Source organism: Pseudomonas sp. Ps21-P2, from assembly GCF_039672565.1.
GTDB lineage: Bacteria > Pseudomonadota > Gammaproteobacteria > Pseudomonadales > Pseudomonadaceae > Aquipseudomonas.
This window is the reverse complement of sequence record NZ_JBDFPL010000001.1, coordinates 301,594-315,424: the sequence shown is the minus strand read 5'-3', so window position 1 is coordinate 315,424 and position 13,831 is coordinate 301,594. Positions and strand designations below refer to the sequence as shown.

At 62.3% G+C, this 13,831-nt stretch carries 9 protein-coding genes and 1 pseudogene; 6 read left to right on the top strand and 4 right to left on the bottom strand.

Translation table 11 applies throughout. The features are described from left to right. The first annotated feature begins 27 nt into the window (after positions 1 to 27). Positions 28 to 711: a response regulator transcription factor gene (locus ABEH28_RS01340; protein ID WP_062387311.1), complete on the top strand. Its 684-nt coding sequence runs from the start codon at positions 28 to 30 to the stop codon at positions 709 to 711. Further along, complete coding sequence (locus ABEH28_RS01335) at positions 689 to 2,080, top strand: HAMP domain-containing sensor histidine kinase (protein WP_192172340.1); 1,392 nt, start codon at positions 689 to 691, stop codon at positions 2,078 to 2,080. The genes ABEH28_RS01340 and ABEH28_RS01335 overlap by 23 nt, the downstream gene beginning before the upstream one ends. 113 nt (positions 2,081 to 2,193) lie before the next feature. On the opposite strand, the gene ABEH28_RS01330 is transcribed toward ABEH28_RS01335, so the two are convergent. From ABEH28_RS01330 to ABEH28_RS01320, 3 genes are all read right to left on the bottom strand, one after another. Then, entirely contained in the window at positions 2,194 to 2,352 is a 159-nt protein-coding gene (locus ABEH28_RS01330; RefSeq protein ID WP_346628867.1) for a hypothetical protein, read from the bottom strand. Further along, positions 2,349 to 3,068 carry a zeta toxin family protein gene (locus tag ABEH28_RS01325; RefSeq protein WP_346628866.1) on the bottom strand — a complete coding sequence of 240 codons (720 nt, stop codon included), beginning with the start codon at positions 3,066 to 3,068 and terminating at the stop codon, positions 2,349 to 2,351. Before ABEH28_RS01325 ends, ABEH28_RS01330 begins: the two co-directional genes overlap by 4 nt. A 309-nt stretch (positions 3,069 to 3,377) precedes the next feature. Beyond that, complete coding sequence (locus ABEH28_RS01320; protein WP_346628865.1) at positions 3,378 to 3,788, bottom strand: hypothetical protein; 411 nt, start codon at positions 3,786 to 3,788, stop codon at positions 3,378 to 3,380. 206 nt (positions 3,789 to 3,994) lie between these two features. On the opposite strand from ABEH28_RS01320, the gene ABEH28_RS01315 reads away from it, so the two are divergent. From ABEH28_RS01315 to ABEH28_RS01300, 4 genes and pseudogenes are all read left to right on the top strand, one after another. Continuing rightward, positions 3,995 to 7,225, top strand: a complete 3,231-nt coding sequence (locus ABEH28_RS01315) for an efflux RND transporter permease subunit (RefSeq protein ID WP_346628864.1) — start codon at positions 3,995 to 3,997, stop codon at positions 7,223 to 7,225. After that, complete coding sequence (locus tag ABEH28_RS01310) at positions 7,215 to 8,381, top strand: efflux RND transporter periplasmic adaptor subunit (RefSeq protein WP_282372642.1); 1,167 nt, start codon at positions 7,215 to 7,217, stop codon at positions 8,379 to 8,381. Before ABEH28_RS01315 ends, ABEH28_RS01310 begins: the two co-directional genes overlap by 11 nt. After that, on the top strand, positions 8,365 to 9,774 hold the full coding sequence (locus tag ABEH28_RS01305) for an efflux transporter outer membrane subunit (protein ID WP_346628863.1): 1,410 nt from the start codon (positions 8,365 to 8,367) through the stop codon (positions 9,772 to 9,774). The genes ABEH28_RS01310 and ABEH28_RS01305 overlap by 17 nt, the downstream gene beginning before the upstream one ends. Positions 9,775 to 10,718: 944 nt before the next feature. After that, positions 10,719 to 11,174: pseudogene (locus ABEH28_RS01300) on the top strand (transposase); the annotation flags it as partial. Positions 11,175 to 11,486: 312 nt separating this feature from the next. Here the strand turns inward: ABEH28_RS01300 and katG are convergent. Beyond that, positions 11,487 to 13,757: a catalase/peroxidase HPI gene (katG, locus tag ABEH28_RS01295; protein WP_346628862.1), complete on the bottom strand. Its 2,271-nt coding sequence runs from the start codon at positions 13,755 to 13,757 to the stop codon at positions 11,487 to 11,489. Positions 13,758 to 13,831: the final 74 nt, after the last annotated feature.

The following is a 13,831-nucleotide window of genomic DNA, read 5'->3' as shown; positions in this document are numbered from 1 at the left end:
TGTCCTCTCACGTGGCCCTGATCTCACATGACGCGAATTCTGACAATCGAAGACGATGCCGTCACCGCGAAGGAAATCGTTGCCGAACTGAGCAGCCACGGCCTGCAGGTGGACTGGGTCGACAACGGTCGCGAGGGCCTGGTCCGCGCGGTCAGCGGCGATTACGACCTGATCACCCTCGATCGCATGCTGCCGGAAGTCGACGGTCTGGCGATTGTCACCACCATGCGCGCCCTGGGTATCGCCACGCCAATTCTGATGATCAGCGCGCTGTCCGATGTAGATGAGCGCGTGCGCGGGTTGCGCGCGGGTGGGGATGATTACCTGTCCAAACCCTTCGCCTCCGACGAAATGGCCGCCCGGGTGGAAGTCTTGCTACGCCGTAGCAATCCGGGAACCCAGGCCGAGACCATGCTCAAGGTCGCCGACCTCGAACTCAATCTGATCACCCGTGAAGCCAGCCGCGCCGGGCAGCCGCTGAACCTGCTGCCCACCGAATACAAGCTGCTGGAATTCCTGATGCGCAACAGCGGGCAGATCATCACCCGCATGATGATTTTCGAAGAAGTCTGGGGTTATCACTTCGACCCCGGCACCAACCTGATCGACGTGCACATCGGTCGCTTGCGCAAGAAAATCGATCCCCCTACCCTGACGCCGCTGATACGTACCGTTCGAGGCTCAGGTTATGTCATTGCCGAACCCGTCTAAGGGCTGGCGCTCCTCCAGCAGCCGGCTGCTGGCGCTGTACAGTTTCCTGTTTGTGGCCTGGAGCAGCATCCTCATGGGGGTGCTGTACTGGGAAGTCACCAGTTACCTCAACACCCTCGCCCGCCACTCATTGATGCAGCGCCAGCAGTTGTTCTCGCGATTCGAAGGCGCGCAGCTGGACGATGCGTTACGCACCAGCGACAAATTCGACATGCGTTCGGTCGACGCCTACGGGCTGTTCGACAAGGACATGAATCCCATCAGTGGCCCGATCCAGAGCATTCCCGACGGCCTCAAGCTGACCGGGGAAATCCAGGAACTGGCCACCTGCATCGACTCCGACGACCCAGACCTGCCCAGCTCGGGCTGCGACGCCGTGGCGATTCACACGCTGGATGATCGCTGGCTGATTCTGGTGCGCGACAACGGTTCGCTGTTCGCCGTGACCACGCTGATTCTGCGCGCGCTGCTGTGGGGCATTTCGCTGACGATCATTCCGGGTATCGCTGGCTGGCACTTGCTGGGACGCCGGCCGCTGCAACGCATCCGGGCGATTCAGGCCAGCGCCGAGGCCATCGTAACCGGTGACCTGGCCCGACGCCTGCCGGTGTCGGACCGCCGCGACGAGCTGGACATGCTCGCCGACATCGTCAACGCCATGCTCGACCGCATCGAGCGCCTGATGAACGAGGTCAAGGGCGTCTGCGACAACATCGCCCACGACCTGCGCACCCCGCTGACCCGTCTGCGCGCGCAGCTGTACCGGATTCAGCAGCAGTCACCGGAAGATTCGGCGCTGGGCGAGCAAATGGCCCAGGTGATCGCCGACGCCGACACGCTGATGGCGCGCTTTCGCGGGCTGCTGCGGATCTCGGAACTGGAAGATCACCAGCGGCGTTCGGCGTTCGGTCAGCTCGATCCGCAGCCGCTGTTGCAGGAGTTGCACGATTTTTACCTGCCGCTGGCCGAAGAAGGCCGCGTCTCTCTGCAGCTGAAAGTTGCCGAGCACCTGCCGCCGCTGGTGGGTGACCGCGCGCTGCTGTTCGAGGCGCTGTCGAACCTGCTGAGCAACTCGATCAAGTTCACCCCGCCGGGCGGGCAAGTCCTGCTCATCGCCCGCGCCGAAGGGGAAACCACCTTCATCGAAGTTCAGGACACCGGCCCCGGCATCCCCGATGCCGAACGCGAGGCTGTGTTCAAGCGCTTCTACCGCAGCGAAAACGGCAATCAGCAAAGCGGCTTCGGCCTGGGGCTGTCGATCGTCGCTGCGATCGTGAATCTGCACGGCTTTAAACTGCGCATCGGCAGCAGCCCGTCCGGGGGCGCGAGTCTGGTGCTGGAATGCCGACGGGTGCTGGCGTTGGGGTGAAGGGGTGGGGCTTTGGGCTGCAAGCTGCAAGCTGCAAGCTGCAAGCTGCAAGCTGCAAGCTGCAAGCAAAATCGACAAAGCCGCCTCAAGGGCGGCTTTGTTATTGGGGGGCGTTACATTTTCCGGGCTTGCTCGATGATCTTTTCCTGCCGCGCCCAGGCTTTCTCCATGACCTCCAGATAAACCCGTTCCTTCTCCTGGAAGGTGGCGTTGCGGACGAAGTCGGAAAGGGTCCTTTTCAGTTTTGGTAAAGGCTTGTCAGACGAACTCATTTCAATCCCTCGTGTGCATTCAGCATCCTGAGTAGTGACGCTGGATCGTAGTTTTCAGGGATGTGGTCGTCAACACGTTGAACATTTTCCTGATACAGCCGAGTCCCGCCCTTGTCATTTTTGAGAAGCACATCAACGGTGACCGCATGACCGAACTCGCTTTTGAGGCGGTTTACTGCGTCCCTTGCGCTGAAGTATTGCCTGACAAATTCCCTTAGCGGGATGTTGCGCCCCTCGACTTGCTCTCTTGCGATGACGAATCTCCAGGCCAGTGCAGGGTCCTGATACACGTAGATGATGAGCACAAATCTTCCGCGCCCAACGGACCTACGGATGTTCCGCGCGACAATATCGAAATTCGCTGACGTCCCATCCAGTAGAAATGACTGCTTTTGCTTCAGTGCCTGGTCGTGAAGTTTCTCGACCAGCACTGAAACCGCATGTTGAAAAAGGTAGGCATTTCCACCTGTATACGTCGGAATCTCTGCCCTCAGAAGATCAGGGTCAATCCGCACGGTAGAAGACTCGAATCTGTTCATGAATTCGATGGATGTCTCCGTCTTTCCTGCACCCGGGGATCCCGCCATGAAGATTGAGACGGGACAGTCATCAGGCACGTAAACCAATGGATCCGTCAGCCTCCTCGCAATCTCCTTCCTGTTCGCCTTGGCAAAAACAACAGCCTCTTCTGATATCCGTCGATCATCCGTATCCACAGTCACCCATCCTTTTATGAAGTCGCGACAGTCCAGCGCCGCGCAGTATTAACGGGCGCTTCGACTGCGCCTATCCGACGTCACAAAACGAAACAGGACGCGCTGGTGAGCATTCACGGATGTGGATTCGTGCACACTGCCACGCAGGAAACACGAATCCTGTGGGAGCGAGCTTGCTCGCGAATAGGCCGGTACAGACGTTCATTATCCGGCAGCCGGAATGCCGTCTTCGTGAGCAAGCTCACACATGGATCAGGTGTGCCGCGTGACAGTGCGCGACATCACCCGAACCACAAAGCAGTCTTCCCATCACCCCGGCATGCACGTGAAGTCCACGCTGTGCCCCAGCGACTTCCCTTTCGCATCTTCAAGTTTCACCCGGTATTCCTCGCCCAGGCTGGACTCCACCAGTTTGTAATGCTCACCCGCCTGGAACTTGCCGTATTGGATGCCGGTCTCGCAGTTCATCTCTCCGTTGTCGCCGCTGCGCTCCACGATCAGGTTGACGTCGAGGATGTGGGCGCCGGGTTTGACTTCGAAGAAGCGCCCGTCATTCAGGCGCTTGCCATCCAGGTCCTCGGCCATTAGCACGTCGGCAGGCTGTTCCTGCAAGCTGATCCACGCCTCGCTCGGGTCGGCTTTGGGCATGGGACCGGCGCAGGCGGAGAGCAACACGACCAGACTGAACATAGGAACCAGCAATAACGATTTGGCTTTCATGACACGACCTCGGCAGTTGAAAAAATCCCTGATGTGCAGGGTGGAATTTCGAGGGGCGCAGGGTGCGTGGGTCGCGGATGAACAACAAATGAATCCAGCATGAAAGCAACCTGCTCACCGCACTAACGTTTTGTTCATCTGGCTGAAAGCCGCGTGTTAGGTACGTCCCCCAAGACTGCGCCCATTCGAAATGGGAGGTTTACGGCATGCTCGGGCTGGTCAGGACTGCATTGCTAAAGCCGTACACGTTTATCGTGTTGGCGATTTTCATCTGTATTGTCGGGCCGATGGCGGCCCTTAAAACGCCCACCGATGTGTTTCCGGACATCGGCATTCCGGTGGTCGCGGTGGTCTGGCAATACGCCGGGCTGTCGCCGGACGCCATGGCCGGTCGGGTGATCTACACCTACGAGCGCTCGCTGAGCACCACGGTCAACGACATCGAACACATCGAGTCGCAGTCGCTGCCCGGCATGGGCATCGTCAAGATTTTCTTCCAGCCGGGCGTGGATATCCGCACCGCCAACGCGCAAGTGACCGCGGTCTCACAGACCGTGCTCAAGCAAATGCCGGCGGGCATCACACCGCCGCTGATCCTTAACTACAGCGCCTCGACCGTGCCGATCCTGCAGATGGCCTTTTCCAGCCCGACGCTGTCGGAAGCGAAGATTCGCGATCTGGTGCAGAACAGCGTCCGCCTGCCCCTCAGCGCGGTGCCGGGGCTGGCGATGCCGACGCCCATGGGCGGCAAGCAGCGGCAGATCACCTTGGACCTCGACCCGCAGGCGCTGGCCGCCAAAGGCCTGTCCGCGCAAGACGTCGGCAACGCACTGGCCGCCGGCAACCAGATCATCCCGGTGGGCACGGCGAAGATGGGCGGCGACGAATACACCGTGCTGCTCAACAACAGCCCCAAGGCCATCGACGAACTCAATGACCTGCCGATCAAGACCGTCGACGGCGCGCTGATCACCATCGGCCAGGTGGCCCACGTGCGCGACGGTTCGCCGCCGCAGACCAACATCGTGCGCGTTGACGGCCGTCGCGCCGTGCTGATGCCGGCGCTGAAGAACGGCAACATCTCGACCCTGTCCATCGTCGACAACATCCGCAACATGCTGCCGCTGATCAACGAGACGCTGCCGCCCGCCCTGAAAACCTCGCTGCTGGGCGACGCCTCGGTGTTCGTCAAAGCGTCGGTGGGGAGTGTGGCCCGGGAAGGCATCATCGCCGCCTTGCTGACCAGCGTGATGATCCTGCTGTTCCTCGGCAGTTGGCGCTCGACGCTGATCATCGCCGCGTCGATTCCCCTGGCCGTGCTCTCGGCCATCGCGCTGCTTTCCGTGACCGGACAAACCCTGAACGTGATGACCCTCGGCGGCTTGGCGCTGGCCGTGGGGATTCTGGTGGACGACGCAACGGTGACCATCGAGAACATCAACTGGCACCTGGAACAGGGCAAGGCGGTGAAGGACGCGATCATGGACGGCGCGCGGCAGATCGTCGGCCCCGCGTTCGTGTCGCTGCTGTGCATCTGCATCGTCTTCGTGCCGATGTTCATGCTGCAAGGGATCGCCGGTTATTTGTTCCGGCCCATGGCGCTGGCGGTGATCTTCGCCATGGCCAGCTCGTTCCTGCTGTCGCGCACGCTGGTGCCGACCCTGGCGATGTTTCTGCTCAAACCCCACGAGCTGGAAACCGGCCCTGGCCATCACCCGGAAGACCCGTTTATCAACCACCACGAAGGTGATCAGCATGGGCGTCAACGCAACCTGATCCTGCGCGGCGCATTGAGGTTTCAACAGGGTTTCGAGACACGCTTCTCAGTTATTCGCGACACCTACCACGGCCTGCTCGGCCTGGCACTGAAGCGGCGCAAGTCATTCCTCATCGGCTTTCTCGCCTGCGTGCTCGCCAGTTTTGCGCTGCTGCCGAGCCTGGGCGAAGACTTCTTCCCGGCCACCGACGCCGGCGCGCTGTCGATGCATGTGCGCCTGCCACTGGGCACGCGCATCGAGGAAAGCGCGGCGGCGTTCGACCGCATCGAGCAGCGCATCCGCGAGATCATCCCGGCCGATGAACTGGACACGGTGATCGACAACATCGGCATCCCCCTGAGCGGCATCGACATGGCCTACAGCAGCAGCGGCACCATCGGACCGCAGGATGGCGACATTCAGGTCACCCTCAAGGCCGATCACGCGCCAACCGCTGAGTACGTCAAACGCCTGCGCGAAGCCTTGCCGCAAAGCTTCCCCGGCAGCCAGTTCGCCTTCATGCCTGCCGACATCAGCAGCCAGATCCTCAACTTCGGCGCCCCGGCTCCGTTGGACCTGAAAATCTCCGGCCCCAACGGCGACGCCAACCGCGCCTACGCACTGGAACTGCAGCGCCGTTTGCAGCATGTGCCGGGCATCGCCGACCTGCGCATTCAGCAATCCACCGGTTACCCGTCGTTGCAGGTGAACGTTGATCGGCTGCGCGCCAAGCAACTGGGGATCACGGAAAAAGACGTGACCACCAGCCTCGGCGCGTCCCTGGCCGGCACCTCCCAGGTGGCGCCGACTTACTGGCTGAACCCGAAAAACGGCGTCTCGTATTCGGTGGTCGCGGCGACACCGCAATACCGTCTCGACAGCCTGCCGAGCCTCGAAGCCCTGCCGATTACCGGCAGCAACGGGCAGTCGCAGATCCTCGGCGGCCTGGCGACCATCAGCCGCGTCGACAGCCCGGCGGTGGTCACCCACTACAACATTCAGCCGACACTGGACCTGTTCGCCAACGTGCAGGGCCGCGACCTCGGCGGGGTGGCGGCGGACATCCAGAAGGTCATCGACGACACCGCGCACCTGCGGCCCAAAGGCGCGACGGTCAGCCTGCACGGCCAGATCGACGCGTTGCACGAAGCGTTCAGCGGCCTGAGCCTCGGTCTGCTCGGCGCCGTGGTGCTGATCTACTTGCTCATCGTGGTCAACTTTCAATCGTGGATCGATCCGTTCGTGATCATCACGGCCCTGCCCGCCGCGCTCGCAGGCATCGTCTGGATGCTGTTTCTCAGCGGCACGTCGCTGTCGGTCCCGGCGCTGACCGGGGCGATCCTCTGCATGGGCGTGGCCACGGCCAACTCGATTCTGGTGGTGAGTTTCTGCCGCGAGCGTCTGGCCGAACACGGCGATGCCCTGCTCGCCGCAATGGAGGCTGGCTACACGCGCTTCCGCCCGGTGTGCATGACCGCGCTGGCGATGATCATCGGCATGCTACCGCTGGCGATTTCCCAGGAACAGAACGCGCCGCTCGGCCGTGCGGTGATCGGCGGCCTGATCCTCGCCACCACCGCGACCCTGCTGTTCGTGCCGGTGGTCTTCAGCCTCGTCCACCGCCACTCAACACCCTTGCCTGCGAATGCCCTTGATGGAGAAACACCCCATGTCGTCTGAACACGCCCCTTCGCGCAAGCGCCTGATGTTGCTCGGCATTGGCGGCCTGACCCTGGCGGCGCTGCTGGTCGCCAATGGCGTCGCCGCACGCACCCGCGAGGCACACGCCGTCGACGCCTGGACCGAGCGACAATCGGTGCCCGTTGTCAGTGTTGTCGTGCCGACCCAAAGCGCCCAAGGCAACACCTTGCGCCTGCCCGCGCGCCTCGAGGCCTGGAGCAATGCGGCGATCAACGCGCGGGTCAGCGGTTACCTGAAAGACTGGGACGCCGACATCGGCAGCCATGTGCAGGCCGGTCAGGTACTGGCCCACATCGACAGCCCCGAGCTCGACCAGCAACTGGCTCAGGCCCGGGCGCGTCTGGCCCAGCAACACGCCAACGCACGCATCGCACAGACCACGGCGGCACGCTGGCAGCATCTACTGACCACCCACTCGGTGTCACAGCAGGAAGTGGATGAAAAAGTTGCCACCGCCACGGCTGCCAATGCCGATGTGCAGGCGGCAGACGCCGACTATCAACGGATCGTGGCGCTGGAGGATTACAAGACCATTCGCGCGCCATTCAGCGGCACTGTCACCGCGCGCAACACCGACATCGGTCAGTTGATCAAAGCCGATGACGGCGGCGCCCGCCCGCTGTTCAGCCTCGCCGACACCCATCGCCTGCGGCTGTATGTGCCGATCCCGCAGAACTACGCCAGCGTCGTGCATCCCGGCATGCAGGTGCAGTTGAGCGTGCCCGAGCATCCGGGGCAGACCTACACCGCCACGTTGCTGGGTGACTCCACGGCGGTGGATCCACGCTCCGGCACCCTGCTGACCCAGTTCATCGCCGACAACCCGGATGGCGCGCTGATGCCCGGCGACTACGCCGACGCCACGCTGCCGGTAAAAAACGCCCGCGGCGGGCTGAGCATTCCGGCCAGCGCGCTGATCTTCCGCGCCAAAGGCACCCAGGTTGCCACCCTCGATGGCGCCGGCCATGTGCACCTGCGCGACATCCACATCGCGATGGACCTAGGCGATCGGCTGATCGTCGATCAAGGCCTCAAACCGGCCGATCACGTCATCGATAACCCGCCCGATGCGCTGCGGGAGAACGATGCCGTGCAACTGGCCGACGCCGGAGGTGACCATGCGCACAAGGCTTGAAGCGCTGACGCTGGCCATCGCCGTGACGCTGCAGGGCTGTTCGCTCGCACCGGTTTATCAGGCGCCGGCGGTTCATCTGCCCGCGCATTTCGCCGAGGACGCCGGTCCCTGGCATCCGGTGCAGCCTGCCGATACGGTGCAAGCCCAGTGGTGGGAAGCGTTCGAGGACGCGCAACTGAATGATCTGCAACACCGGCTGCTCAATGCCAACCCGGATTTGACGGCCGCGCTGGCGCACTACGACGCCGCGCTGGCGTATGCGGCTCAGTTGCACGCGGGGCTGATGCCTCAGGTCAGCGCCAGTTTGAGCCCGGTTCGCCAACGGCAGTCGGATCGACGACCACTGCGCAGCGGCACACAGCCCTCGATCTACAACAGCGACACCGCCGGGTTCAGCCTCAATTTCGACCCGGACCTGTGGGGCAAGATCCGCAACCAGGTGGCGGCCGGCGACGCCCAGGCCCAAGCCTCGGCGGACGATCTGGCGGTCGCGCGCCTGAGCCTGCAGCGCCAGTTGGCGACGCTGTATGTGCAGGTGCGCGGGCTGGACGCGCAGAGCCGCATCCTGCAGACCTCGCTGGACGATTACACCCAGGCCCTGCAACTGACCCGCGATCGCTACGAGGGCAAGATCGCGTCGGCACTGGACCTGACCCGTGCGCAAAGCCAGCTCGCCGAAGCCCGTGCGCAACTCGATGACGTCAACGCCCAGCGCGACCTCGGCGAACACGCCATCGCCGAACTGGTGGGCGCGATGCCCGGAGACGTTCATCTGGCCCAGAACGCGCAACCGCTGAAACTGCCCGGCATCCCCCACGCCTTGCCCGGCAGCCTGTTGCAACAACGCCCCGACGTCGCCGCCGCAGAGCGCCGCGTGTTCGCCGCCAACGCCAACATCGGCGTGGCGAAAGCGGCGTGGTACCCGGACTTCAGCCTGACCGGCCTGCTCGGCGGGCAAACCCAGGGCAGCGGCAATCTGCTGGCGGCAGCCAATCGTTACTGGGCGCTGGGGCCGCTGGTCAACCTGCCGATTTTCGACGGCGGCCGCCGCAGCGCCAACGAGCGGCAAGCCAAGGCCGAGTTTGAAGAGGCCGCCGCGCAGTATCACAGCCAGGTGCTCAAGGCTGTGCGCGAGGTGGAAGACAATCTGGGTCAGCTGCGCGATCTGCAGCGCGAGTCCGATGACCAGCACGCCGCTGTCGACGCCGCGCAAAACGCCGAACAGATGGCGATGAGCAGCTACCAGGCCGGGGCCGCGAGTTACCTGGATGTAGTGACCGCGCAAACCGCGGCGCTTCAGGCACAACGGCGGTTGCAGGTGGTTGAGACCAGCAGATTGCAGGCCAGTGTCGGACTGATGGCGGCGTTGGGTGGGGGGTGGAAAAGCGGGTGAGTTTGTCGGCGCCGGCGCTGATCTTCCCGCTGAAAGATCCCGGGACACGTGGGAGTGACCGGGGTTGGCTTCGCCTTGTTCACCAAGAAGCCTGGGCATTCGGCCGCTTCCTCTGGTGGCTGAAAGTCAGTCTTCGCGAGCAAGCTCGACTCCCACGGGATGGTGGTTCGGCTCGGAATCTCCGGTTGCTGCAAAACCTGTGGGAGTGAGCTTGCTCACGAAGGGGCCGGGACATTCAGCCACTTTCTCTGGCGGCTGAAAGTGAGCCTTCGCGAGCAAGCTCGACTCCCACGGGATGGTGATTCGGCTCAGGATTTTCGGTCGTTGCAGGACCTGTGGGAGTGAGCTTGCTCACGAAGGGGCCGGGACAGTCAGCCACTCTCTCTGGCGGCTGAAAGTGAGCCTTCGCGAGCAAGCTCGACTCCCAAAGGATGGTGGTTCGGCTCGATATTTCGGCCAGTTCGGGGGACCTGTGGGAGTGAGCTTGCTCACGAAGGGGCCTGGACATTCAGCCACTTTTTCTGGTGGCTGAAAGTAAGTCTTCGCGAGCAAGCTCGACTCCCACGGGATGGTGGTTCGGCTCGATATTTCGGCCAGTTCGGGGGACCTGTGGCAGTGAGCTTGCTCACGAAGGGGCCAGCACATTCAGCCATTTTCTCTGGTACCTGAAAGTAAGCCTTCGCGAGCAAGCTCGACTCCCACGGGATGGTGGTTCGGCTCGATATTTCAGCCAGTTCGGGGGATCTGTGGGAGTGAGCTTGCTCACGAAGGGGCCAGCACATTCAGCCATTTTCTCTGGTACCTGAAAGTAAGCCTTCGCGAGCAAGCTCGCTCGCACGTTCGGGTTTTCGCGGGTTTGCAGGACATACCGGGCAATACACCCTCATCAGCGCAGTTCATGAAGCAGCTACGTGGTTTGTGCACCCGAAGCCGAGGTAAACATCATGACCACGAAAGCTCGTTCCCACAGCTTGCGCACGGGGCGGTATTCAGAGACAGGGAGGATCTATCTGGTCACCTCGCGGCTCGACCGTATGAGAAATGACTTCAGGGACTGGCGAGTGGGCCGGCTGCTCGTCAGGGAAATGAGAGATGTGCAGGAGTGCGGATTCGCAAAAACGCTGGCATGGGTTGTGATGCCTGACCACTTTCATTGGTTAGTGAAGCTTCAGCATGGCTCGCTTGCAAGCATTGTTCAGCGAGTCAAGTCAAAGACCGCCATTTCAGTGAACAGGGTCACCGGCAAACACGGACCACTTTGGCAGTCTGGGTATCACGATGCCGCTGCGCGCCATGAGGATGATCTCATTCACTTCGCTCGCTACATCGTGGCCAATCCCTTGCGGGCAGGGTTGGTAAGCCGCGTGGGAGATTATCCGCTGTGGGACGCCATTTGGTTGCCAGGTTCGGGGGTAGAGTTCGGAGAGTCTGTAAATGAACTGTTTGATGGGGTGCCAACACATAACAAAAACCTGCCTGATTCATTGCCCATCAAGCAGCCTTCGTGAGCAAGCTCACTCCCACCGGATGGTGGCTCGGCTCGGGATTTCCGGTTGTTCCCGGACCTGTGGGAGTGAGCTTGCTCACGAAGAGGCCCGGACATTCAGCCAATTTCTCTGGCGGCTGAACGGACTCGAGCCCTCTCGCAAAAAACAACGCCTCCACAAGGGAGGCGTTGGTTATGACGCGCTGAAGGCTAAAAACACCTGACCTCAAGCAAGATCAAAGCGGTCCAGCTCCATCACTTTGGTCCACGCGGCGACGAAGTCCTGGATGAACTTCTCTTGCCCGTCCGCACTGGCGTAGACCTCAGCAACGGCCCGCAATTGAGCGTGTGAACTGAACACCAGGTCGACCCGGGTGCCGGTCCATTTGACGGCGCCGGTGTTGCGGTCGCGGGCTTCGAACAGCTGGTCGCCGCCCGACACGCCTTTCCATTCGACGCCCATGTCCAAAAGCTGCTTGAAGAAGTCGTTGCTCAGCGTGCCCGGTCTTTCGGTCAGGACGCCGTGCTGGCTGTGCCCGGCATTGATATCCAGAACGCGCAAGCCGCCGATCAGGACGGTCATCTGCGGTGCCGTCAGGTTCAGCAACTGCGCCTTGTCGACCAGAAGCTTCTCTGCCGAGACGCGGTAATGGCCCTTGAGGTAATTGCGGAAACCGTCGGCGATGGGTTCAAGGAAGCCGAACGACTCGACGTCGGTCTGTTCCTGGGAAGCGTCCATGCGGCCCGGGGTGAACGGCACTGTGACGTGGTGGCCGTCTTTTTTTGCCGCCTGTTCGATACCTGCGCTGCCGCCGAGAACGATCAAATCAGCCAGCGAAATCTGCTTGCCGCCGGACTGGGCGCCGTTGAATTCGTCGCGGACGCGCTCCAGGGTTTGCAGCACGCCCGCCAGATTGGCCGGTTGGTTGACCGCCCAGTCTTTCTGCGGGGCCAGACGCAGACGACCGCCGTTGGCGCCGCCGCGTTTGTCGGAACCACGGAAGGTGGACGCCGCCGCCCAGGCCGTGCCGACCAGCTGCGAGACCGACAGCCCGGACGCCAGGATTTTTTCCTTCAGCGCAGCTACATCATTGGCGTCCACCAGCGGGTGGTTGACCTCGGGAATCGGGTCCTGCCACAGCAGCTCTTCCCCTGGCATTTCCGGGCCGAGGTAACGGGCGAGCGGGCCCATGTCCCGGTGGGTCAACTTGAACCAGGCGCGGGCGAAGGCATCGGCCAATTGGTCAGGGTTTTCCAGGAAGCGTCGGGAGACCTGCTCGTAGGCAGGGTCCACGCGCAGCGCCAGATCGGACGTCAGCATGCGCGGTTCCTGGCGTTTGGCAGGGTCGAAGGCATGGGGGATTTTGCCCGCGCCCTCGCCATTCTTCGGTCTCCACTGATGGGCGCCGGCCGGGCTCTTGGTCAGCTCCCACTCGAAGCCGAACAGGTTTTCCAGGTACTCGTTGCTCCACTGGGTTGGGGTCGAGGTCCAGGTCACTTCAAGACCACTGGTGATGGCATCGCCGGCCTTGCCGGAGCCATAAGTGCTGCGCCAGCCCAGCCCTTGTGCTTCAAGGCCTGCAGCTTCCGGTTCAGGGCCGACGTTGTCCGCAGGTCCGGCACCGTGGGTCTTGCCGAAGGCGTGGCCGCCAGCGATCAGGGCGACGGTTTCCTCATCGTTCATGGCCATGCGACCGAACGTCTCGCGGATGTCCCGAGCCGACGCCGCCGGATCAGGCACACCTTCCGGCCCTTCCGGGTTTACATAGATCAAGCCCATCTGCACGGCGGCCAATGGGTTCTCGAGGTTGCGCTCGCCGTTGGCGGTGCGGGTCTGTTCTTCGCTGTGGTGCTCCGGCTCGGCAACCAGCGTGCCCTCGCCCGGCTGCTGCATGTCCTTGTGAGCGCCGTAACGGTCTTCACCGCCCAGCCAAGTGGTTTCGGCGCCCCAGTAAACAGCTTCGTCCGGTTCCCAGACATCGGCACGCCCACCGGAAAAACCGAAGGTCTTGAAGCCCATGGATTCCAGCGCAACGTTGCCGGTGAGCACGATCAGGTCCGCCCAGGAAATCTTGCTGCCGTACTTTTGCTTCACTGGCCAGATCAGGCGGCGAGCCTTGTCGAGGTTGACGTTGTCCGGCCAGCTGTTGAGCGGTGCGAAGCGCTGCTGCCCGGCCCCTGCGCCGCCACGGCCGTCAGCGGTGCGGTAGGTCCCGGCGCTGTGCCAGGCCATGCGAATGAACAGCGGACCGTAGTGACCGAAGTCGGCCGGCCACCACTCCTGGGATTGAGTCATCACTTCCAGCAGGTCGCGTTTGACGGCTGCGAAATCGAGGCTCTTGAATTCTTTGGCGTAGTCGAAGCCCTCGCCCATCGGGTCAGTCAATGGCGAGTGCTGGTGCAGGATCTTGAGGTTCAGCTGGTTCGGCCACCAGTCACGGTTTGTGGTTCCGCCTCCGGCTGCGTGGTTGATCGGGCATTTCGATTCAGTCGACATGGTCTACTCACCTTCTTGTTTACTTTTTACTTTTTCGGCCATCAGCGAGACAGCCCAGGCTAGCACTCGCACAA

Bases quoted from the DNA above. Each gene is read 5' to 3' on its own strand.
- katG (WP_346628862.1), bottom strand. From the start codon at position 13,757: ATGTCGACTGAATCGAAATGCCCGATCAACCACGCAGCCGGAGGCGGA.
- ABEH28_RS01340 (WP_062387311.1), top strand. From the start codon at position 28: ATGACGCGAATTCTGACAATCGAAGACGATGCCGTCACCGCGAAGGAA.
- ABEH28_RS01310 (WP_282372642.1), top strand. From the start codon at position 7,215: ATGTCGTCTGAACACGCCCCTTCGCGCAAGCGCCTGATGTTGCTCGGC.
- ABEH28_RS01315 (WP_346628864.1), top strand. From the start codon at position 3,995: ATGCTCGGGCTGGTCAGGACTGCATTGCTAAAGCCGTACACGTTTATC.
- ABEH28_RS01305 (WP_346628863.1), top strand. From the start codon at position 8,365: ATGCGCACAAGGCTTGAAGCGCTGACGCTGGCCATCGCCGTGACGCTG.
- ABEH28_RS01320 (WP_346628865.1), bottom strand. From the start codon at position 3,788: ATGAAAGCCAAATCGTTATTGCTGGTTCCTATGTTCAGTCTGGTCGTG.
- ABEH28_RS01335 (WP_192172340.1), top strand. From the start codon at position 689: ATGTCATTGCCGAACCCGTCTAAGGGCTGGCGCTCCTCCAGCAGCCGG.
- ABEH28_RS01330 (WP_346628867.1), bottom strand. From the start codon at position 2,352: ATGAGTTCGTCTGACAAGCCTTTACCAAAACTGAAAAGGACCCTTTCC.